Below are 22,336 nucleotides of genomic sequence, written 5' to 3'. Positions count from 1 at the left end.
GGTCAGTCTCAATCGAGCGAAATATGCAGCATGCGCGCGCAGTCGCGCGCCGCCGTGCGCGCTTCCTCGAGCGTCGCCGCCGTGAAGTTGATGTGGCCCATCTTGCGGCCCCGGCGCGCCTCTTCCTTGCCATACAGATGCAGCCGCGCGGACGGCATCGCCGCGACCTCCGGCCACGCGGGGGCGCGCGCCTTGTCGGCATCGAACCAGATATCGCCGAGCAGATTCAGCATCGCGGCGGGCGAATGCTGGCGCGTGTCGCCGAGCGGCATGCCGGTCATCGCGCGAACCTGCTGCTCGAACTGGCTCGTCGCGCAGGCATCGACCGTGTAGTGGCCGGAGTTGTGCGGACGCGGCGCCATTTCATTCGCGATCAGCGAGCCGTCTTCCAGCACGAAGAACTCGACGCACAGCACGCCGACATAACCCAGCTTCGCGGCGATGGTCAGCGCAGCGTCCTGCGCCTGTGCGACGAGCGCATCGGAGGCGTCGGGCGCGGGCACGACGGTCTTCGCGAGAATGCCGTTCACATGCACGTTCTGCGCGAGCGGGAATACAGCGGACTTGCCGTCGCCGCCGCGCGCGATCAGCACCGACACTTCGTACTTGAGCGGCATGCGCTTTTCCAGCACGCACGGCACGCCCGACAGCGACGCATACGCGTTGCGCAATTCCGCGACGTTGCGCACGCTCACCTGACCCTTGCCGTCGTAGCCGAGGCGCGCGGTCTTCAGGATGCCCGGCAGCACGGCGGCGATCTTCTCGTCGGGCAGCGCGGCGAGCGCGTCCATCGATTCGATCACCACATGCGGCGCGACCGGCACGCCCGATTCCGCGATGAAGCGCTTCTCCGCGACGCGATCCTGCGCGATCGCCACGCAACTGCCCGCCGGGCTCACGAACGTGCACGACGCGAGAAAGTCGAGGCTCGCGGACGGCACGTTCTCGAATTCCGTCGATACCGCCGCGCACAGGCGGCCGAGCTCGGTGAGCGCGGCACGGTCGTCATAGGGCGCGCGGATGTGGCGGTCCGCGACGGCGCCCGCGGGGCTCGTCTCGTCCGGATCGAGGACGGCGACGCGATAGCCCATCGACTGCGCGGCGAAGCAGAACATGCGGCCGAGCTGGCCGCCGCCGACCATGCCGAGCCAGGCGCCCGGCAGGATGGGAGAAATCGGGGAGTTTTGTGGGTTCATCGTGGCTGAACGTGGGGCTACGTTGCGAACGGCGAGCGGCGCGCGCCGCTCTCAGTGTTCCATGCGGGACAAAGTGGGATCAGGACACCATCAAAGCGGCGGCAACGCCATGTCCCGCGCCGCCTGGTTCTGCTTCACGCGGAAAGCGGCGAGCGCTTCGGCGTAGCGCGCGTCCGTCACGCTCAGAATCGATACCGCGAACAACGCCGCGTTCGCCGCGCCCGCCTCGCCGATGGCGAAGGTCGCGACCGGCACGCCCTTGGGCATCTGCACGATCGAATGCAGGGAATCGACGCCCTTCAGATACTTGCTCGCCACCGGCACGCCGAGCACCGGCACGGTGGTCTTCGCGGCCAGCATGCCCGGCAGATGCGCCGCGCCGCCCGCGCCGGCGATGATCGCGCGCACGCCGCGCTCACGCGCGCTTTCGGCGTAAGCGAACATCTCGTCCGGCATGCGATGCGCCGACACGACCTTCGCCTCGTACGGCACGCCGAATTCCTGAAGAATCGCGACCGCGTTCTTCATCACGTCCCAGTCGGAGCTGGAGCCCATCAACACGCCGACGAGCGGCGCTTCGTGCGTATGCGCCGCGGTCTGTACTTCGCTCATTCCTGTTCCCTTGAATTGCGCGCGCCGCTTCTTCATGCGCGGCGCGCGTGTCGAACCTTAAGAAAGCGTCTTGCCGGTCAAACGCTGCAGCGCTTCCTGATACTTCTCCGACGTCTTCGCGATCACGTCGTCCGGCAGCTTCGGCGCGGGCGGCTCCTTCTTCCACGGCTGCGTTTCGAGCCAGTCGCGCACGAACTGCTTGTCGAAGGACGGCGGATTCGTGCCGACCTGATAGCCATCGGCGGGCCAGAAGCGCGACGAATCGGCGGTCAGCACTTCGTCCATCAGATACAGATCGCCCTTGTTGTCGAGACCGAACTCGAACTTCGTATCCGCGATGATGATGCCGCGCGTCGCCGCGTACTCCGCCGCTTCCTTGTACAACTGGATGGAAATGCGCTTGATCGTCGCGGAAAGCTCGGTGCCGATGCGGCGCTCCATCTCATCGTAGGTGATGTTTTCGTCGTGATGGCCCATTTCGGCCTTCGCCGCCGGCGTGAAAATCGGCTCGGCCAGCTTCTGCGCGTTCTGCAGGCCCGGCGGCAGTTCGACGCCGCATACCGCGCCCGTCGCCTGATAGTCCTTCCAGCCGCTGCCCGCGAGATAGCCGCGCACGACCGCTTCGACGAGAATCGGCTCCAGGCGCTTCACGACGACCGCGCGGCCCTTCACCTGCTCGACTTCGTCCGCCGCGACGACTGACGCCGGATCGATGCCCGTGTTGTGGTTCGGCACGATATGGCCGAGCTTCTCGAACCAGAAATCGGCCATCGTGTTCAGCACGCGGCCCTTGTTCGGAATCGGCTCGCCCATGACGACATCGAATGCGGAAAGGCGGTCGGTCGTCACGATCAGGAGCTTGTCCTGACCGACTGCGTAGTTGTCGCGGACCTTGCCGCGGCCGAGCAGCGGCAGCGATTTGATCGTGGATTCGTATAGCGTGGACATCGTCATGTACCGAAGAAGGACTGAAATGATGAGCCCCGCGCCGGGCATTCAAGCGCGGGAAAAGAAACGCGAACGGGTTCCGAACCCGGAACCCGTTGATTTTACTTTACAAATCGAGCTTGCTTTGCGGCAGCGTTATTTCACGATCTGCGCGAGCTCGCCGGACTTGTATTTCTCGGCGATTTTGTCGAGGGAAATCGGCTTGATCTTGCCGGCCATGCCCTCGCAGCCGAACTGCATGTAGCGCTGACGGCAGATTTCCTTCGCCGCCTCGCGCGCGGGCTTCAGGTAGTCGCGCGGATCGAACTTCGACGGATTTTCGAACAGATAGCGGCGGATCGCGCCGGTGATCGCGAGGCGCAGGTCGGTGTCGATGTTCACCTTGCGCACGCCGTGCTTGATGCCTTCCTGAATCTCTTCGACCGGCACGCCGTAGGTTTCCTTCATGTCGCCGCCGAATTCGCGGATTTCGGCCAGCAATTCCTGCGGCACCGACGACGAACCGTGCATCACGAGGTGCGTGTTCGGAATGCGCTGGTGAATTTCCTTGATGCGGTCGATGGCGAGGATATCGCCCGTGGGCTTCTTCGAGAACTTGTACGCGCCGTGCGACGTGCCGATGGCAATCGCCAGCGCATCGCACTGCGTCTGCTTGACGAAGTCGGCGGCCTGCTCGACGTCGGTGAGCAGTTGCTCGCGCGTCATCGTGCCTTCGGCGCCGTGGCCGTCTTCCTTGTCGCCCTTCATCGTTTCGAGCGAACCGAGCACGCCCAGCTCGGCCTCGACCGTGACGCCGATCGAATGCGAGAACTCCACGACCTGCTTCGACACTGCGACGTTGTACTCGTACGATGCGACGGTCTTGCCGTCGGCTTCGAGCGAGCCGTCCATCATCACGCTGGTGAAGCCGGAGCGGATCGCGGCCATGCACACGGCCGGCGACTGGCCGTGATCCTGATGCATCACGACCGGAATATGCGGATACGACTCGACGGCCGCTTCGATCAGATGGCGGAGGAACGCTTCGCCCGCGTACTTACGCGCACCGGCGGACGCCTGCATGATGACGGGCGCGTTCACTTCGTTCGCGGCCGACATGATCGCCTGCACTTGTTCCAGATTGTTGACGTTGAATGCCGGGAGACCATAGCCGTGTTCGGCTGCGTGATCCAGCAATTGACGCATTGATACGAGAGGCATTGTGGTGAAACTCCATGATGTGAAACGAATCCTGCAGCGCGCCCGATTCCGCTCTCGGGCGGTTTTCGGCTTTTTCCATCGCCATGACTGACGCGGGCAAGCATCGGCTTGCCCGCGTGTCCTGCGCGCTTTGCGCTCACCGCGATGAGCGCGTCCTGCTGTTCAATGCCTAGATGTGATCGCCCACACGCACGATCTTCAGCGTGTTGGTGCCGCCGGCCTGACCCATCGGTTCGCCGACAGTGAGAACAACCATGTCGCCGCGCGCCGCATAGCCCTTCGACACTACGACTTCCAGCGCCTGATTCAGCGCGGCGTCGCGATCCATGTTGGTGTCGACGTGCAGCGGCGTCACATTGCGATACAGCGACATCGTGCGCTCGCTCGACACGCGCGGCGTCAGCGCGAAGATGGGGACGTGGCTCCAGTGACGCGACATCCACAGCGCGGTGGAGCCGGATTCCGTCAACGCGACCACGGCCTTCGCGCCCAGGTGATACGCGGTGAAGAGCGCGCCCATCGCGATGGATTGATCGATGCGCGTGAACGTGCGGTCGAGGAAATCGCGGTCGAGCTGCGACTCTTCCGACTTCTCCGCTTCCACGCAGACGGCCGCCATCGTTTCGATAGTCGTCACCGGGTACTTGCCGGCTGCCGTTTCGGCGGAGAGCATCACGGCGTCGGTGCCGTCGAGCACGGCGTTCGCCACGTCCGACACTTCCGCGCGCGTCGGCACGGGCGCGTGGATCATCGATTCCATCATCTGCGTGGCGGTGATCACGAGCTTGTTCGACTCGCGCGCCATGCGGATCATGCGCTTTTGCAGCGCCGGAACCGCCGCGTTGCCGACTTCCACCGCGAGATCGCCACGCGCGACCATGATGCCGTCCGATGCGTCGAGAATGCCCTGCAGCGCGGGAATGGCCTCGGCGCGCTCGATCTTCGCGATCATCTTCGGCTTGATGCCGTACGGCGCGCCCGCGATGTTCGCGAGCTGGCGCGCCATTTCCATGTCGGTCGCGTTCTTCGGGAACGACACCGCGACGAAATCCGCGCCGAGGGACATCGCGGTCTTGATGTCCTCCATGTCCTTCTCGGTCAGCGCGGGCGCGGTGAGGCCGCCGCCCTGGCGATTGATGCCCTTGTTATTGGACAGCTCGCCGCCGACCTTCACGACCGTGTGAATCTCCTCGCCGATCACGCGCGTGACGTCGAGCACGATGAGGCCATCGTTGAGCAGCAGCACGTCGCCCGCGCGCAGATCGCGGGGCAGATCCTTGTAGTCGAGGCCGACGCGATCGTTGTTGCCGAGCTCGCAGTTGGCGTCGAGGATGAACGTGTTGCCGGCGACGAGCATCGTCTTGTTGTTCTCGAACTTGCCGACGCGGATCTTCGGGCCTTGCAGGTCCGCCATGATCGCGACTTCACGGCCCACCTGGCGCGCCGCCTCGCGGACGATTTCGGCGCGCTGGCGGTGATCGTCGGCGGTGCCGTGCGAGAAGTTGAAGCGTACGACGTCGAGACCCGCCTGCAGCATTTGCAGCAGGATGTCCGGGCTCGTGGAAGCCGGGCCGATGGTGGCAACAATCTTTGTAGCGCGATGCATGGAATTCCTCGTCTCAGTAGGATCGCCCGTAACTACGCTGCGAGCACGTTGCGCTTGCAGTGAGGTATTGCTCACCGCTTGCGCGCGCGCGCCGGTTCGTGCCGGCGTCGCTTTGTCGGTTTCTTTCAAGGCATGGGCGGGCATGCCGCCGATGATGACCGGAGGCGTTTCCGTTCCCGGATATGCCGCTTCGCCTTCGGGTGGTGCGTGATCCGGACGAGCCGCTTCCGCGATCACCTGCGCTGCTTCAGCGGCGGCATCGAGCGCGCCGCTGTCGATCATGTCCTGCGTCACATCGTCTTGCGCGCCGCCGGCTGCTTGCGCGCCCTTCTTTCCTGCTTTCGCCGGATTGCCTCGGGCCGCCAAGGCCTCAAGCCCCTGCGCGGGATTCGAGCACCTCGACCGCGGGCAGCTTCTTGCCTTCGAGGAACTCCAGGAACGCGCCGCCGCCGGTCGAGATGTAGCTCACCTTGTCGGCGATATCGTATTTCGCGATGGCCGCGAGCGTGTCGCCGCCGCCGGCGATCGAGAATGCCGACGAATTGGCGATGGCCTGCGCGAGCGTCTTCGTGCCGTTGCCGAACTGGTCGAACTCGAACACGCCGACCGGACCGTTCCACACGATCGTGCCGGCCGTTTCGAGCTGAGCCGCGAGCGCCTTGGCCGTGTCCGGGCCGATGTCGAGGATCAGATCGTCGTCGGCGACATCGGCGACGGGCTTGGTTTCCGCCTTCGCGGTCGCGGCGAACTCCTTCGCGGTGACGACATCGCTCGGAATCGGCACCGATGCGCCGCGCGTGCGCGCCTGCTCGATGATTTCCTTTGCTTCGTTGACGAGATCGGCTTCGGCGAGCGACTTGCCGATCTTGAGACCCGACGCCAGCATGAACGTATTGGCGATGCCGCCGCCGACGATCAGTTGATCGACTTTCTCGGCGAGCGACTTGAGGATGGTGAGCTTCGTCGACACCTTCGAGCCCGCGACGATCGCGACGAGCGGACGCTTCGGGTTGCCGAGCGCCTTGCCGAGCGCGTCGAGTTCAGCGGCGAGCAGCGGACCCGCGCACGCGACGCCCGCGTACTTCGCGATGCCGTGCGTGGTGGCTTCCGCGCGGTGCGCGGTGCCGAACGCGTCGTTGACGTAGATGTCGCAGAGCTTCGCCATCTTCTGCGCGAGGCCGTCGTCGTTCTTCTTTTCGCCCTTGTTGCAGCGGCAGTTTTCCAGCAGCACGACATTGCCCGGCTGGACCTGGACGCCATCGACCCAGTCGGCGACGAGCGGCACGTCGCGGCCGAGCAGCTCGGACAGGCGCGCAGCGACCGGCGCGAGCGAGTCTTCCGGCTTGAACTGGCCTTCGGTCGGACGGCCCAGGTGGGACGTGACCATCACGGCGGCGCCCGCGTCGAGCGCGGCCTTGATCGCCGGGACCGAAGCGCGCACGCGCGTGTCTTCGGTGATGTTGCCGTCATCGTCTTGCGGCACGTTGAGATCCGCGCGGATGAACACACGCTTGCCGGAGACTTTGCCTTCGGCGATCAGATCGGTGAAACGCAGTACTTTCGTCATGGGAGTCAACGTAGATAGAGAAGCGGTTCAGGCGGGAACGGCCGCGGGGCTTGGCCGGTTCGGGGAGTCGCCGCGCGCGGGCCGCCGGGCAGGACGGCTCGCGCGCGGATCAAGCTGGAGGCGAAGGGCGCGCGGCAAAGCCGAACGCGCGTGCGGGAAGCGGGAGAAAGAGATCGGGCAGATGAATCCGGAGATGCGCGCCGATCGCGCCCCGGCGCGCCGATGCAGCCGGGAACGGCGAGTTGGACAACCGTAGCGCGGTGACTGCCGGACACACTTTCGACCTCGCTCACTCGGGAAAGACCCTCATTTTAACCGATCACCCCGACCGCTTTTAGCGGGCAATCGTTGATGACGCGTATTTGCTGCGCCACGCATGCGCTCACGCCGCGAGCCGCAGCAGCGTGAACACCAGCATGCCGACGGCGATCGTGCCCATCATGCCGCGCCGCCACAGGTAATACGCGAGCCCGGCCGCCGACGCCCACAGCGCATGATTCGACAGCGCGAGCGAAACGCCCGCGGGCGTCACGAGCAGATCCGGCACGACCACGCCCGCGAGCGCCGCCGCCGGCGCGTAGCGCAGGACGCGCTGCACACGCGGCGGCAGCACCATGCGCTCGCCGCCGGCCAGAAAGAGCGCGCGCGTCACGGCCGTGACGAGACCCATGCCGAGGATAGCGAGCCAGATTTGCAGCGTGCTCATCGGACGGTCCTCGTGGTGGCGGGCTTGTCGTCCGTTTTGTCGTCGGCGGCGGGCTTCGGCTGCCCGCGCTCGGCGATGACGTCCGCGAGCGTGCCCGCGATGAGCGCCGCGAACACCGACAGCGGCAAGCCGAAGCGGTACGGCAGATCGAAGGCCAGCAGCGCGACGACGCTCGCCACCGCGACGGCCGCGAGCGTCGAACGCGTCGCGATGGCGGAGACGATGAGCGGAATCAGCGCGAGCGTGCCGGCGAGCTCGAGTCCCCAGTTATCGGGAATCAGGCTCGCGAGCAGAATGCCGATCACCGATGAAATCTGCCACGAGAACCAGCTCGACGCCGCGAGCCCCCAGAAGAATGCTTCCTTGCCGGGTTGCCAGCCGGTCGGGAAATTCCGCTTCGAAAACATCAGATAGATGATGTCGCCGTTGAAATAACCGAGCAGCAGACGCCGACGCAGCGACAGATAGGAGAAATGCGGCGCGAGCCCCGCGCTGAAGATCACGAAGCGCAGATTGACCATCGCGGCGGTCAGGAGCACGGTCCAGAGCGGCAGCTTCGCGGCGAAGAGCGGCAGCACCGCGAGCTGCGACGAGCCCGCGTACACCGCGAACGACATGCCGAGCGCCTGCGGCACGGTGAGCACGGACTTGGTCATCGCGACGCCGGTGACGAGGCCCCACGAGAACGTGGCGAGGACGGCGGGAGAGAAGGTGCGCACGCCCTCGAAAAATGCGCGGCGATTCGTGTCGGACAGCCGGTCGAGCATGAGCGAATGCGAGGCGAGTGAGACAACCCGTGATGCCATCGCGCGGCCTCGATCGATGCGCGACGGATCTGGAAATACCGGGAAAATCGGGAACGGGGGGCTTCGCCGTTTCGCTTCGCCATTCAGGCGCGCGGCGAAAGGCAAATTATAGCGTCGCGAAAGGCGCTTCCAGATCGGTTTCGTCGCGAAAAGACGCTAAAATGACGGTCTTTCGCCCCTTTGCGCCCTTGAAGCGCGCGTTCCCAGGCGGTCATCGACGCACGAACGCGCACGACAATGCGCACGTGCGCCGCCGCCCCGGTCGATCGGGCGGCTTGCCCGTACTCACTGAACGAGACAGCTAGGAGAACCGTATGTCAATGGCCGACCGCGACGGCAAGATCTGGATGGATGGCAAGCTCATCGAATGGCGCGACGCCAAGATCCACGTTCTGACCCACACGTTGCACTACGGCATGGGCGTTTTCGAAGGCGTGCGCGCATACAAGACCGCGCAGGGCACGGCCATCTTCCGCCTGAAGGAGCACACGAAGCGCCTGCTGAACTCGGCGAAGATCTTCCAGATGGACGTCCCGTTCGACGCCGCGACGCTCGAAGCCGCACAACTCGAAGTGGTGAAGGCGAACGATCTGGAGTCGTGCTACATCCGCCCGATCATCTGGGTCGGCTCGGAGAAGCTCGGCGTCTCGGCCAAGGGCAACACCATTCACGTGGCCATCGCCGCATGGCCGTGGGGCGCGTATCTGGGCGAAGACGGGCTGGCCAGGGGCATCCGCGTGAAGACGTCGTCGTTCACGCGCCATCACGTGAATGTGTCGATGGTGCGCGCGAAGGCGTCCGGCTGGTACGTGAACTCGATTCTCGCGAACCAGGAAGCCGTCGCCGACGGCTACGACGAAGCCCTGCTGCTGGATGTCGACGGCTACGTGTCCGAAGGCTCCGGCGAGAACTTCTTCCTCGTGAACAACGGCAAGATCTACACGCCCGATCTGGCTTCGTGCCTCGACGGCATCACGCGCGACACGGTCATCACGCTCGCGCGCGACTTCGGCATCCCGGTCATCGAAAAGCGCATCACCCGCGACGAGGTCTATACCTGCGACGAAGCGTTCTTCACCGGCACCGCCGCCGAAGTCACGCCGATCCGCGAGCTCGACAACCGCACGATCGGTTCGGGCAAGCGCGGCCCGATCACGGAAAAGCTGCAAAGCGCGTTCTTCGACGTCGTCGGCGGCAAGAACGAGAAGTACGCGAGCTGGCTCGCGAAGGTTTAATCGATCCGATGCAATGGCGGCGGGCCGTTCGCCCGCCGCATGCCGGACACCTGATAAGAGATAGCAATGAGCGACTTGAAGGAAATGCCGCTGGTGGAATTGTCGGCGAAGGATCTGCCCGCTTTCTGCCCGAACCCGAAGATGCAGCGCTGGAGCACGCATCCGCGCGTCTTCATCGACGTGACGCACGGCGAGGCGCGTTGCCCGTACTGCGGCACGCGCTACAAGCTGAAAGACGGCGAAGTGCTCAAGGGCGGTCACTGAAGACGTATCGGGCGCCCGCGCGGCGCCTTGCAGCGACGCGGCGCCGCCCCGCCGCCGGATTGACGCACCCGCTCGCGCCGTGAAGCCATCGCGCGCCAGCGGGCGCAAACCAGACCCACAACAATCGACGACTCGCCCCAAGACGGCGGGCCGCGGTCCTTTTTTGAGATCGGATAAAGACAGATGCGCCGCGCGCTGGTTATAGCACCGAACTGGATCGGTGACGCATTGATGGCGCAGCCGCTCTTCACGCTCTTGCGCAAGCTCCATCCGCGCATCGCGATCGATGCCGTCGCGCCCACCTGGGTCGCGCCCGTGCTCGAGCGCATGCCCGAGATCAGCGACGTCTACGCCACGGACCTCGCCCACGGCAAGCTGCAACTGCTGCGCCGCTGGCAGCTCGCGAGCGATTTGCGCGATGTCGGCTACGACGCCGCCTACGTGCTGCCCAACTCCGTGAAATCCGCGCTGATTCCGTGGATGGCGGGCATCAACCTGCGCATCGGCTACAAGGGCGAGAGCCGCTACGGGCTCTTGAACGTGCGCCATGCGAATCCGCCGAAGACCGAGCGCCCGCCGATGACCGCGCACTACGCGGCGCTGGCGTACGCGCCGGGCGCGAAGCTGCCCTTCGTCGACAAGTTCGCGCAACCCGAAGCCGCCGCGCAGCCTGACGCACAGACGCTTCCCGTGCCGCGTCTCGAATCCGATCCGAACGAAGCCGCCCGCGTATCGGCGCGCTTCAACCTCGACACGCGCACGCCGCTCGTCGTGTTCTGCCCCGGCGCGGAATACGGCCCGGCCAAGCGCTGGCCGCCGGAGCATTTCGCATCGCTGGCGAAGTTCATCGAGCAGTCGTTCCCGTATGCGCGCATCGTCGCGCTCGGTTCGAAGAAGGATGCGCCGATCGCGCAGGCCATCGCGGAGCGCGCGCCGAACGTGCGCAACCTGTGCGGCCAGACCTCGCTCGGCGAAGCATGCGCGCTCATTTCTCGGGCAAGCGCGGTCGTCACCAACGATTCCGGCCTGATGCACGTCGCGGCCGCGTCGCGCCGGCCGCTCGTCGCGGTCTACGGCTCGACCGATCCGCGCCACACGCCGCCCTTGTCCGATCTCGCAAAGGTACAATGGCTGCATCTTGAATGCAGTCCGTGCTTTGCCCGCGAGTGTCCGCTCGGCCATCTGAACTGCCTTCGCGAACTCTCGGCCGAACAGGTCTTCGGCGATTTGCGCGGCATGCTGCTCGCGCATCGTTGATGTTGCGTTCGCGCGTCGAAACGCGCGTCCGGCGCAGCGGTTTCCAGCCGTGTGTGCGGACGCGGACACGCGAATGTCTCCGAACGGGGGCATGCTTTGACCAATGACCGATGCAGCGCGCCGTCCCTTGCCCTGCCGCCATCGACGGCACGCAGCAACGAGCGGCGCCTGCATCGAATGCCAGAGACCCACGAGCCATGCCACGTTTCGCCCGCCTCTTCGAAGCCGCCGCCGATACTCTCAACGCTTACTATCAGGCAGTCGCGGACAACAGCATCGACAGCATGATGTCGCTCTGGATCGACGAGGAATTCGCCACCTGCGTCTGCGCGGACGGCACGCATCTTCACGGGCTGGAGAGCATCCGCGCCGGTTTCGGCAAGCAGTTCGACACGCAGCCGGTGACCATCGAGCCGCTCGATATCCGCGTGTACGACAGCCTGGGCACGGTCGTCTATGCGATCGCCGAGGCGCATCAGCCGGCCGATCCGGCAAGCGCGCCGCGCATGATCTACACGACCTACGTGATGGTTCACGAGCGCGGCGAATGGCGCATCGCCCACATCCACGCGAGCGAGATGCCGCTGGAAACGGCGGGCCAGTTCGCGGCCAAGCTGCGTCACGGTCAGGGACCGTTGCACTGAAGATTCGAAGCATCAAAAAGACGTTCGTCGGGGAGGGGCCATGAAGCGCGATCCGTTGTTGAAACACGATTCGTCGTTCGTGGACAAGGCGCCCGCCGTGGTACTGAACGCACGCGCGCACGGGCTCGGACAGCCGCGGCCGGAATGGCTCTACAGCGCGCCGCGCTGGCTGCCGACGAGCCACGCGCAGACCATCGTTCCCGCGCTTTTCGGGCGCAAGCCCGTCGTGTCGTATCGGCGCGAACGCTGGAACACGCCCGATGGCGATTTCATCGACCTCGACTTCCTCGCGCACGCCCCGGACGACGAACCCGCCGCGAACGCCCCGCTCTTCGTGCTCTTTCACGGCCTCGAAGGCAACTCCGATTCGCACTACGCCCGCACGATGATGGCCGCCGCCAAAGCGCGCGGCTGGCACGGCGTCGTGCCGCATTTCCGCAGCTGCAGCGGGCCGCTCAATCTGCTGCCGCGCTTCTACCATCTCGCGGACAGCGCCGAAGCCGACTGGATTCTGCGGCGGCTCGCGCAAGCGCATCGAGGGCCGATCGTCGCGGCGGGCGTATCCCTCGGCGGCAACGTGCTCCTGCGCTGGCTGTGCGAACGCGGCAAGGATGCATCGATCATCAGCGCGGCCGCGGCGATCTCCGCGCCGCTCGATGTGCACGCGGGCGGCCACGCGATCTCGCAGGGCTTCGGCATGGTCTATACGCGCAGCTTCCTGAAGTCGCTGAAGAAGAAGGCGCTCGCGAAGCTCGGCCAGTATCCCGGCCTCTACGACCGCGACGCCGTGCTCGCGGCGCGCACGCTGTACGAGTTCGACAACGTGGTCACGGCGCCCGTGCACGGCTTTCGCGATACGAACCACTACTGGTCGACCGCGACCACGCGCGCGCATCTGAAGCACATCGAAGTGCCGGCGCTGCTGTTGAACGCCCGCAACGATCCGTTCCTGCCCGAGTTCGCGCTGCCCTCGCTCGCCGAAGTGTCGGAGCGCGTGACGCTCGATCAGCCGAACCACGGCGGGCACGTCGGCTTCATGACGGGGCCGTTCCCGGGCCGCATCGACTGGCTGTCGCTGCGCGTGTTCGGTTATCTGGAGAACTTCGTTTCGTGAACCATCATGGATGACATCGTCAGGCAGGCGCTCGCCAAATGGCCCGACGTTCCGCATTGCACGGGCTGGCTGCTGCTCGACCGGCGCGGCCAGTGGCGCATGCGCGACGAGGCCGCGCAAGCCGCGGGCGAACCGGGCACGCCGATCCGGCATGAGGCGCTTCTGGGCTTCATCAACCGCAACTACGAATGCGACGCCGACGGCCAGTGGTTCTTCCAGAACGGGCCGCAGCGCGTGTATGTGGAACTGGTGTACACGCCATGGATCGTGCGCCTGCACGCGTCCGATGGCGCACTGAGCCTGACCGATCAGGCCGGCGCGGCGTTCGAGCCCGCGCAGACCTGGATCGACGACGAAGGCGGCATCCTCTTCTCCGATGCCGCATCGCCCGCGCGCGTGGCCGCGCTGCACGACCACGATCTCGAACTGTTCGCGAATCACGCCTCGCTCGACGACGCGGGCAAGGGCGGCGTCTTCCATTGGCGCGCGGGCGTCGATCTTCCTGTGCAGCCGATCGCCCGCGCCGATGTCGCCGCGCGCTTCGGCTTCATCGCGAGCCCCGCCGCGCGTGCCGCATCGAAAGGCTGATCAGCCGTTCTTCTCGAGATCGCGCTCTTCCTTGTAGCGCGTCTCGAAATCGCGCAGACGCGCGGAAATCGCCGACAGATCGTAGAAGCTCACGTTCTTCGCATCGCGCGCTTCCTTCAACTGGCGAATCGCGGATGCCCACGCGCCGTCGAGCGCGAATTTCTCGGCCATCGCCTGATGCTGGCGCAGCGGATCGTTGAGGCCCGCGCTCGCCTGCGCGAGATAGAGCCACCAATCGGGGCGCGCCGGCTCGGCGCGCGTTTCCTGGCGCGCGAGCGCCTGCGCTTCGGTGTAACGGCGCGCGGACAACAGCGCCTGCAGATGCACGTCGATGGCCGCGTGCGATTCCGGCCAGCGCTTCTGGGCGATGTCGGCGAGACGGATAGCATCGTCGTTGCGGCCCGCGCGGCGCGCGATATCGGCGGCGAGCACGTCGAGGCTCGGCGTGCTGCGCTGGACTTGCGGCGCGGGCTGCGGTTTCGGTGACGGCAACGGCCGGGCTTCCACGTGAACCGGCGGGAGCGCGATCTCTCTGCTCGCGCGCGCCGGGCTGGCCGGCGTCGATTCCGGCTGCGCGACGTTGCCGAGATTGAGCGTGGCGCGTGCGTTGTTGAGCGGCGTCGCGATCATCGAAGCATCGGCGTTGCGCAGCGATTGCTCCGCGTTCTTGCGCGCGGGCGGCGGTGATGGCGCCGTCGTCACGTCCTTCGATATCGATGCCGGTGCCGATGCCGATATCCGCGCGCGATCCTCCTGCTGAACCTGTGTCGATGCGGCCGCCGAACTCGCCTCCTCGCCTTCGAATAGCCGCCGCGCTTTCGCGAGCGCATCGTTGGCGGCGCCGTAATCGCCCATCAACGATTGCGCGAGCGCGATGCCATACCAGTTCGACGCCGGATTGAGCGCCGTCTGATCCTCGATCTCCGATTTGAGCCGGCTCGCGACCTCGCGATAATCGCTCGCGTAACTCACCTGCAGCACGCGGGCGCGGGCCCGCACGAACGCGTATTCCGCCGATTGACGCGGCTGCCGGTACGGCACGCGGCGCGCGCGGCCTTCCATGTCGGCGATGCGATCGGTCGTGAGCGGGTGCGTGCGGACGTAGGGCGGCACACCGTTATCGGCCATCGTCGAGCGGTCGAGACGCTCGAAGAACGCGGCCATCGCGTACGGATCGTAGCCGGCGGCGGTGAGCATCTGGAAACCGACGCGATCGGCCTCGTGCTCGGCCGCGCGCGAGAAGCGCAACTGGGTGTCGACGGCGAACGCCTGGCCGCCCATTGCGATGCCCATGCCGAGATCGCCGCTGTGCGCCAGCAGGCCCGCGAGCAGACCGGCGAGCATGCCGGCGAGCGCGGCGTAGGTGCTTTTTTCTCGCGTGCCGAGCATTCGCGCGATATGGCGCTGAAGCACGTGGCCCATTTCATGGCCGATGACCGATGCGAGCTCGGACTCGGTCTGCGTCGCCGCGACGAGCCCGGTATTCACGCCGATGAAACCGCCCGGCATCGAGAAGGCGTTGATCTGCGGATCGCGCACGGCGAAGAGGTCGAAATCGGGCTGGTAGCCGCCGAGATACTGCGTGGAGGCCGCGGCGGAGAGCTTCGACGAGATCGAGTCGAGATAGTCGCGCAGGAGCCAGTCATCGAGATAGTCCGGGTCGGCGCGCACTTCGCGCATCATCCGTTCGCCGATCCTGCGCTCGGCTTGCGGCGTGAGCGAACCGCCGGAGCCGTCGCCGAGATCGGGCAGCTGCACCGACGCGAGCGGCGCGCGCAGGCCGGACATCGTGCCGGGACGATTCGCGAAGCGGCTTTCGGCGCCGCCGTAGACCCCGAACACGCCTTCGGCGACGTTGCCGGGCACGCCGTTTCCGCCCATTTCCTGCGATGAGCGCAGCTGCGACGCCGCGAGCGTGCCGGTCGCGCCGACCGCGTTCGATCCGACGGCGGCGGACGCGCCCGTCTGCGCCAACGCCGCGGGCGGCATGGCGAGGGCGACGCACAGCAGGGAGATGAGCACGCGGCTCAAACGTGTCGAATGCATGGCGCGAATCGGGCGCGGCGCCGATGGTCGGCTCGAAAATTAAAACGAGCTTATCGTATCAAGTGTTGCGCGCGGGGCGTCTCGTTGCGGAGGTGGGTTGCGGCCGTGGGTTGTACCGCACTGCGACGTTGGCGAAAAAACGCGCGAATTCACGCTGGTATGATAGGCGCCCATTCGAAGGAGACGCTATGTCCGGACTCACTCATTTCGATGCCGCCGGTGAGGCGCACATGGTCGATGTCGGCGCGAAGAACGAAACGCGGCGCATCGCCGTGGCGCGCGGCTCGATCGCGATGCTCGAAGGCACGCTCGCGCTTATTCGCGACGGCCGCGCGAAGAAAGGCGACGTGCTCGGCGTCGCGCGCATCGCCGCTATTCAGGGCGCGAAACGCACGGCCGATCTGATTCCGTTGTGTCATCCGCTGGCGTTGACGCGCGTCGCGGTGGATTTCACCATCGACGAGGCACTGCCGGGCGTGCATTGCGAAGTGCGCGTGGAGACGGTCGGACGTACCGGCGTGGAGATGGAGGCGCTGACCGCCGTGCAGGTCGGATTGCTGACGATCTACGATATGTGCAAGGCGGTGGATCGGGGGATGACCATCAATAATGTGAAGGTCATGGAGAAGCATGGGGGGAAGTCGGGGGATTGGGTGGCGGAAGATCATGCGCCGCCGACACCCTGATTACCTCGACCCTCACTCCTCCTCGTCGTCATCGTCCGCGGAAGGCGCCTGACTCTCCGCCGGCATTCCATAAAGCCTGACCAGATCCGCCCTGAACGACGCCAGCGGCTTGCCTGCCTCATCGACCAGTTGGTAGACGGCCGCAAGCTGCTTCGGCCAGTCGTGCAGTTGCGTCGCGAAGATCTTCAGACGCGCCATCGTATCGAGCGCTTCCGCGCGCTGCCCGGCGAGCGCCTGCAGCACCGCATATCGGCGCAACACGGTTTCGCCCGGCAACAATGCGATCGCCTTCCGATGCGCGGCGAGCTTCTCTTCGACGTTCTGCGCGTTGATCGGCAACAGCGTCGCCGCGCCATACTCGCCCCAGGCCGTGAACAGGAACGACGGATCGTCGCGATACTGCTCCGCCGGCCGCGAGCCGTAATACAGCACTTCGGCGCGGTTGTAGTCACGCAGAACCGGATACAGCGCCGCCAGCCCCCCAACCACGAGCACGACATACGCGCCATACGACAGCGGCCGCGCGACGAGCCGCAGCGGCCGCGTCTCCAGAAGCCCGATGACGAGCATCGCCGGCATCAGGAAGAACATGTACTGCTGCGGATACTCGACGAGCGCGTGCATCATCAGCACGCCGAGCAGCGACAGCGCGAAAATGCGCGCCGGCGTCTGCGGAGCGCGCAGCACGCGGATCAGCCAGAACACGACGCCCGCGACCAGAATCGCCACGCCGAGCGCGCCCGTTTTCGCGAGCAGATCGATGAAGATATCGTGCGCGTTGTTCGCGATCTCGACGCCGCCTAGATCACGCACGAGATCGAACTGATAGCGCGGAAACTCGCCCCAGCCGACGCCCAGCAACGGATGCGTCTTGAACATCGTCCAGCCGTATTTCCAGAGCGCGAGGCGCGGCGCGATCTGATTCGCGTCCTGCATGCGCTCCGCCGCCGATTGCGCGAGACCGAAGTCGTAGCGCACATTCGCCCAGCGCACCGCCGCGTTCACGGCGAAGAATATGACCGCGAGCACTATCGGGACGATCCACGCGCGCGCGTCGCGCCGGCCCGGGCCGTCGAAGCCTTCGGACGCGACCGGCCGCCCCAGTACGAATGCCATCCAGAATCCGGCGACGACGATCACCGCCGTCTGCAGCCACGGTCCGCGCGATACCGTGAGCGCAAGCCCGAGCGAATACACCGCCGAAAGAATCAGCCACAACACGACCGGCAACCGCCGCGTCTGCACGAAATACAGCGCGCCCGCGAGTCCGAACGCAATGACGGTCGCGAGGTGATTCGCCTGCGCCATGTTGCCGAACGGACGCCGCTCGATCATCACGTTGTACGCGACCACGAACGGCGTGAACTTCACTTCGAGATGCAGCAGTTGCACGATCTGGCAGAAGACCGCAAACAGGCCGCCGACCATCAGCGCAGCCGCACCGATACGCAGCGCTTTCTCCGCGAGCCCCGCGCGCACGAGGCCGAAGCCCGTATGCACCGCGATGAACGACGCAAGCAGATACGCGCCGCCCAGCCAGTTCATCGACGGTTGCGCGACGGGCAGTAAAACCGTCTGCGCAACGAGCAGCACGCCGAAGGCGAGCGGCATCAGCGCGACGACCGGCGATGCGAACGGCACACTCGGCTCGGAGACCCGCACGAGCAGCGCGACCGTCGCGCCGAGCGCGAGGTAAAGCGCGAGCGCGCTGTATTCGGCGTAGAAAGTCGGGATCGGATACGTGTGGTTGACGACTGCGAAAGGAATCGTCAACGCAAGACACAGAACGGCAAAGCAGAGAAAACGCGCGTATTGGGAAGGCATGAGGGACTGGGAACGTCGGGTAGGGTAGCCCCCCCTCCTTGCGGAAGAGGAGCCCCCTAGGAACCGTACGTGCGAGTTTCCCCGCATACGGCTCGAGCCTACAGATTGCTTATACAAAGCCCCGTCATTGCAACGACGGGGCCGGCTTAGTTACGACAAGTTTACCAACGTGCACCTGCCGGTGGCAGTCCGGATGAAGCAAAACCCGGTTGGAGAGAGCGTCTGATCCGCCATGCATCCGGTATTCAAGATGATGATCGTGCCAGCCAGTCTCTTCCGTCAGGGCACTACCACAGTGCGCACACATCCCGCTCTGTGACATATACAGCGAAGCCCATTGCTTGCGATAGCGCATTGATTCCCACATGCGCATCTGTCGCAACTGCTCCCCGTATTGCTCCCACTGCGGATCAAAGGGATTGAAGTCACCCTTGACCTTCTTGTGTCGCCTGATTTCCATACCGCTGAGTTGGTACAGCTCAAGCAACCCCGTACTCCCATCGTCCCGAACTATCGGGACAGCGAACACCCAATTTCGACTACCGGTCGAGTGAAAGTACTTTTGCTTCACCCAATCGGTGTTCTTGTTCGGATGCCGCCGCTTCGACCACCGCCAGAGTCGGAAAAATACCAGCGACTCCATGCGGCTGTAGGCCTGCTTGGCAATCACCGGGCTGTGATACTGCGCCCAGCCCCGTAACATCGGGTTCAGCAGGCGGATCAGTTCCGCCTGTTTCACCGTCTTGTGACCGCTGATCGTTTCCGCCACCTTTCGGTAGAACGTCTGCACATTCTTCCGGCTCGGCTTGATGAGCAGTGTCCCCGAGTACTTCCGGAAATTCCACCCAAGGAAATCGAAGCCTTCATCAATGTGGGTGATCCGCGTTTTCGCCTCGGACAGTTGCAAGCCTCGTACAGCAAGGAATGCTTCCACCCAAGGCCTGACCTCGTTTTCCAGAATCTCTCGTGCGGGTAAGCATCCGTTGCAAGGCTTTCACCCTGCGCCAGTCGCCTTCCCGCGTCGCCTTCGCAATTCGGATCTGCATCCCTCTCACGTTCCGTTCAACCCGACGCCAATCGACGGCGTACCAGTTATCCGGCGCGTGGGAAAGCGCAGATCCGGTCTCTTCCCCAGCGGGAAGACACACCCCGCTGGGGAACAACAAACACCTCAATATGGGCGCATGCACCCATATCTCGATCAAACACCTCAGTACGAGCGCATGCGCCCGTACCTCACCAAGTTACAGAGGGTAGTCAGCCGTCTTACGACGGTAGACCAGACGGAAGTCTGCCCGCTTTCGCGTGGGGCGATGTCTCAGCCCCTATCCGAACCATTACAGCCCAGCATTCGCTTTTTCCGTCCTCCCATACCTGCACAATCAACAGCGTCCCTTACGGTTCGCCTGCCAGCAGTACAACACTGGCAACCATACAGGCTTACCACGTTCCCGGCATGTCACACGACTGACGTAGGTTCTGCCTCTTCCCCGGTGGCTTGATGACGACGTAATCCGACGGTTGAGCGGATTAACCAGCCACGTACCTTTTGGTTAGAGCCCGATGTTCAAGCAGCTTTGGCTCCTCAGTGCTTACGAGGTTTATCAGCAGTTCACGTACGTTAACCTTATCAGCCAGCCTAGCTCCTCAACCCCCTTGCTGCTGGGAGTCTCCAGATCGTTCCTCGCGGAACCGGTCTGCCCGAAACGTCCAGGGGCTACGTTGTCAGAAGAGCTTCACACCCCACCGTTGCCAGTGACGCATGTCTTCCTAGGCTACTGCTGGTCGCACAGCAGGTTCACTTCCTCGCCCAGACTGCAGGTGAGGCAAAACAATGACACACCGAGCTTTCGCTCGTATCGGCTAGCGACTCCGTCGCCTAGTGGCGCAGGAAATGCACACATCATTCCGCCCTGTCGGCGGAGATGAAGCCGCTGACTGGGCGGGACCTGACGGTAATCAGGTCAATGCAATGCGGTATCCGGCAAACTACTCCGGGTCCCGCTTTCACTAAAAGAAACCGTGCTCACAAACAGCACGTCTACTGCCTAAATTGCGGCCCACAAGGGGGCCGCCTGTGGGGGCATGGTGATCCGGCCGAGGCCGATTCAATAACCCTCTAGTCGATGCCCCGTAACGTGGGGCATACGGACACGAGCGTGCGTGTCGCACCAACCGGCGCACTATACAAAACTTTGCCCCGGCTGTCCGGTGAACCGTCGGAATTGCTACGAAATCGCCGGCTTTCACGCAAAACCGACGCGATAAAGGCGCGGCGGCGCCGTAAATCCTGCCGCCACGCCTCCCCGATGCCTACCGGTCTTTCGCACCGCTTACGCGCGGCACTCCGGCGGGGCGAGATTGGCCGGCAGTGTCGGCGCTTGCGCAGGCATCGGACCGGCGCCCGGTGCGGGAAGCGATGAAGCCGCCTTCGCGCCCGCGAAGCACTCCCACGTCACCGATCCCGCCTGCACCGCGCCGCGACTGAGCGCGATGCGCGCGGTCGGTGTATCGGCGTTATCGGGCGTCGACGGCACGAGCACGAGCGTGTTCGTGCCCGCGGGCGCGACGCGCGTCGAGTACGCAATCGTGATCTGCCCCGTGTCGCTGTCGACGTGTATCGACTCGACATTGCGCGTGCCCGGCGGCGACGCATAGCCGCCCGCGAGATCGGCCCCGCTCGCCGCGTTCTCCGCCACCGCGATCCGGGCCGATGCCGCGAGCGCCATGCCCTCGCCCACGCGACTGCGCGCCAGATAATCCTGATACGCGGGGATCGCGTAGGCCGCGACCACGCCGACGATCGCGAGCACGATCATCAGCTCGATCAGCGTGAAGCCTCGCGCCGCCACCTCTCTGGCGCGGCCCATCCAGACCAGCACGCGCCGCCCGCGCGGCACGTTCAAACCACAAACCATCGTCGTCATTGCTGCTCCCAAAAGTACGAAAAGCGCCCTTCCGCGCGAATGCGGTCAGGACGCTTCGATCGTATTGAGGGAGAGAAACGAGCGGCAGTCAGCCGAACGGCCTAGGAGAATTCAACCCGCCGCGCGATTGTTGCCGGCAAGCGCGCGGCGCTTCAGCAGCCAGCCCATGGCCACGACGAACATCGCACCGCCGACGCGCGCCGCATAACCCGCGAGCTCGGTATTGAGCGACGGCCAACGGTCGATGAAAGGATCGTCGATGATGAGCCCGCCCGCGATCCAGCCGAGCAGCGCCGCACCCAGCAGCACCACCACCGGAAAGCGGTCGAGCAGCTTCAGCACCAGCGTGCTGCCCCACACGATGAGCGGAATGCTCACGATCAGGCCGAAGATCACCAGCGCGAGCCGATGCTGCGGATCGGCGGCCTCGGCGGCTCCGGCGATCGCGATCACGTTGTCGAGGCTCATCACGGCATCAGCGATGATGATCGTCTTTACCGCCGCCAGAAGCCGGTCCGATGCGTCGATGTGGTGATCGTCATGATCCGGCTGCATCAGCTTCACGCCGATCCACAGGAGCAGCACGCCGCCAAGGAACTTGAGGAACGGGACGTCGAGCAGCATCACCGCGAAGGCGATCAGCACGACGCGCAGGATGATCGCCCCGAGCGTGCCGAGCACGATGCCGCGCGTGCGTTGCCGGTCGGGCAGATTGCGGCAGGCGAGCGCGATCACGACGGCGTTGTCGCCGCCGAGCAGAATGTCGATGACGATGATCTGAACGACCGCGCCCCAGTGAAGCGTCGAGAAAAATTCGAGCATGTGGCAGAAACAAAAAAAGCGAGGAAGCAGCGCTCCCTCGCTTTTCATCGGTTTATACGAAAGGAATCAGTAAGAGTACCAAACCCTCGCGTATTTTGCCGAATGCACTTACAGCACGGACTTCAACAGGCGGGCCATCTCCGACGGGTTCTTCGTAACCTTGATGCCGCACGCGTCCATGATTTCGAGCTTGGCGTCCGCCGTGTCCGCGCCGCCCGAGATCAGCGCGCCTGCGTGGCCCATGCGCTTGCCCGGAGGCGCCGTCACGCCCGCGATGAAGCCGACGAC

19 protein-coding genes and 2 pseudogenes are annotated in these 22,336 nt (G+C 64.9%); 7 read left to right on the top strand and 14 right to left on the bottom strand.

From position 1 onward, the window contains the following. Window positions 1-8 precede the first annotated feature (8 nt). The 8 genes from AWB78_RS31430 to AWB78_RS31395 all read right to left on the bottom strand — a co-directional run bounded on the left by AWB78_RS31430 (window position 9) and on the right by AWB78_RS31395 (window position 8,602). Window positions 9-1,196 carry a 5-(carboxyamino)imidazole ribonucleotide synthase gene (locus AWB78_RS31430; RefSeq protein WP_062610526.1) on the bottom strand — a complete coding sequence of 396 codons (1,188 nt, stop codon included), beginning with the start codon at window positions 1,194-1,196 and terminating at the stop codon, window positions 9-11. 90 nt (window positions 1,197-1,286) lie between these two features. After that, window positions 1,287-1,808, bottom strand: coding sequence for a 5-(carboxyamino)imidazole ribonucleotide mutase (gene purE / locus AWB78_RS31425; RefSeq protein ID WP_062610554.1), 522 nt, complete (start codon window positions 1,806-1,808; stop codon window positions 1,287-1,289). A gap of 57 nt (window positions 1,809-1,865) precedes the next feature. Continuing rightward, window positions 1,866-2,756, bottom strand: coding sequence for a phosphoribosylaminoimidazolesuccinocarboxamide synthase (locus AWB78_RS31420; protein WP_062610553.1), 891 nt, complete (start codon window positions 2,754-2,756; stop codon window positions 1,866-1,868). A 135-nt stretch (window positions 2,757-2,891) separates the two neighbouring features. Continuing rightward, entirely contained in the window at window positions 2,892-3,956 is a 1,065-nt protein-coding gene (gene fba / locus AWB78_RS31415; protein ID WP_062610525.1) for a class II fructose-bisphosphate aldolase, read from the bottom strand. Between the two features lie 169 nt (window positions 3,957-4,125). Further along, entirely contained in the window at window positions 4,126-5,562 is a 1,437-nt protein-coding gene (gene pyk / locus AWB78_RS31410) for a pyruvate kinase (protein WP_062610552.1), read from the bottom strand. Window positions 5,563-5,932: 370 nt separating this feature from the next. After that, the gene (locus AWB78_RS31405; RefSeq protein WP_062610524.1) at window positions 5,933-7,129 is read right to left on the bottom strand and encodes a phosphoglycerate kinase; all 1,197 of its coding nucleotides are present in this window, start codon (window positions 7,127-7,129) and stop codon (window positions 5,933-5,935) included. A gap of 382 nt (window positions 7,130-7,511) precedes the next feature. Continuing rightward, the gene (locus AWB78_RS31400) at window positions 7,512-7,835 is read right to left on the bottom strand and encodes a branched-chain amino acid transport AzlD family protein (protein WP_062610523.1); all 324 of its coding nucleotides are present in this window, start codon (window positions 7,833-7,835) and stop codon (window positions 7,512-7,514) included. Next, window positions 7,832-8,602 carry an AzlC family ABC transporter permease gene (locus AWB78_RS31395; RefSeq protein ID WP_062610522.1) on the bottom strand — a complete coding sequence of 257 codons (771 nt, stop codon included), beginning with the start codon at window positions 8,600-8,602 and terminating at the stop codon, window positions 7,832-7,834. Before AWB78_RS31395 ends, AWB78_RS31400 begins: the two co-directional genes overlap by 4 nt. Before the next feature lie 353 nt (window positions 8,603-8,955). Here AWB78_RS31395 and AWB78_RS31390 point away from each other — a divergent pair, with 353 nt between their 5' ends. The 6 genes from AWB78_RS31390 to AWB78_RS31365 all read left to right on the top strand — a co-directional run bounded on the left by AWB78_RS31390 (window position 8,956) and on the right by AWB78_RS31365 (window position 13,743). Then, entirely contained in the window at window positions 8,956-9,876 is a 921-nt protein-coding gene (locus AWB78_RS31390; protein WP_074173578.1) for a branched-chain amino acid transaminase, read from the top strand. 66 nt (window positions 9,877-9,942) lie between these two features. Continuing rightward, the gene (locus AWB78_RS31385; protein ID WP_008351333.1) at window positions 9,943-10,140 is read left to right on the top strand and encodes a zinc-finger domain-containing protein; all 198 of its coding nucleotides are present in this window, start codon (window positions 9,943-9,945) and stop codon (window positions 10,138-10,140) included. Between the two features lie 183 nt (window positions 10,141-10,323). Continuing rightward, window positions 10,324-11,397: a lipopolysaccharide heptosyltransferase II gene (gene waaF / locus AWB78_RS31380; protein WP_062610520.1), complete on the top strand. Its 1,074-nt coding sequence runs from the start codon at window positions 10,324-10,326 to the stop codon at window positions 11,395-11,397. Window positions 11,398-11,594: 197 nt separating this feature from the next. Beyond that, window positions 11,595-12,041, top strand: a complete 447-nt coding sequence (locus AWB78_RS31375) for a nuclear transport factor 2 family protein (RefSeq protein WP_062610519.1) — start codon at window positions 11,595-11,597, stop codon at window positions 12,039-12,041. 40 nt (window positions 12,042-12,081) lie between these two features. Further along, the gene (locus AWB78_RS31370) at window positions 12,082-13,155 is read left to right on the top strand and encodes a YheT family hydrolase (RefSeq protein ID WP_062610518.1); all 1,074 of its coding nucleotides are present in this window, start codon (window positions 12,082-12,084) and stop codon (window positions 13,153-13,155) included. Between the two features lie 6 nt (window positions 13,156-13,161). After that, window positions 13,162-13,743 carry a DUF2946 family protein gene (locus AWB78_RS31365; RefSeq protein ID WP_062610517.1) on the top strand — a complete coding sequence of 194 codons (582 nt, stop codon included), beginning with the start codon at window positions 13,162-13,164 and terminating at the stop codon, window positions 13,741-13,743. Here AWB78_RS31365 and AWB78_RS31360 read toward each other — a convergent pair whose 3' ends face one another. Further along, the gene (locus tag AWB78_RS31360) at window positions 13,744-15,789 is read right to left on the bottom strand and encodes a M48 family metalloprotease (RefSeq protein ID WP_062610516.1); all 2,046 of its coding nucleotides are present in this window, start codon (window positions 15,787-15,789) and stop codon (window positions 13,744-13,746) included. 188 nt (window positions 15,790-15,977) lie between these two features. Between AWB78_RS31360 and moaC the strand changes: the two genes are divergently transcribed. Next, a complete protein-coding gene (gene moaC / locus AWB78_RS31355; protein ID WP_062610515.1) occupies window positions 15,978-16,475 on the top strand; it encodes a cyclic pyranopterin monophosphate synthase MoaC in 498 nt (165 codons plus the stop codon). Between the two features lie 12 nt (window positions 16,476-16,487). Here moaC and AWB78_RS31350 read toward each other — a convergent pair whose 3' ends face one another. The 5 genes and pseudogenes from AWB78_RS31350 to AWB78_RS31330 all read right to left on the bottom strand — a co-directional run. Next, entirely contained in the window at window positions 16,488-18,299 is a 1,812-nt protein-coding gene (locus AWB78_RS31350) for a PglL family O-oligosaccharyltransferase (protein WP_062610514.1), read from the bottom strand. 124 nt (window positions 18,300-18,423) lie between these two features. Continuing rightward, window positions 18,424-19,269 (bottom strand): annotated as a pseudogene (locus tag AWB78_RS31345) (HNH endonuclease); the annotation flags it as partial. A gap of 1,363 nt (window positions 19,270-20,632) precedes the next feature. After that, entirely contained in the window at window positions 20,633-21,169 is a 537-nt protein-coding gene (locus AWB78_RS31340) for a pilin (protein WP_232477952.1), read from the bottom strand. 168 nt (window positions 21,170-21,337) lie between these two features. Continuing rightward, window positions 21,338-22,048: a TerC family protein gene (locus AWB78_RS31335; protein WP_062610513.1), complete on the bottom strand. Its 711-nt coding sequence runs from the start codon at window positions 22,046-22,048 to the stop codon at window positions 21,338-21,340. A 108-nt stretch (window positions 22,049-22,156) separates the two neighbouring features. Further along, window positions 22,157-22,336, bottom strand: a pseudogene (locus tag AWB78_RS31330) (succinate--CoA ligase subunit alpha); the annotation flags it as partial.

This window comes from Caballeronia calidae, assembly GCF_900044055.2.
GTDB lineage: Bacteria > Pseudomonadota > Gammaproteobacteria > Burkholderiales > Burkholderiaceae > Caballeronia > Caballeronia calidae.
Note: the sequence above shows the minus strand (reverse complement) of the source record. Positions and strands in the feature narration are given on the sequence as shown.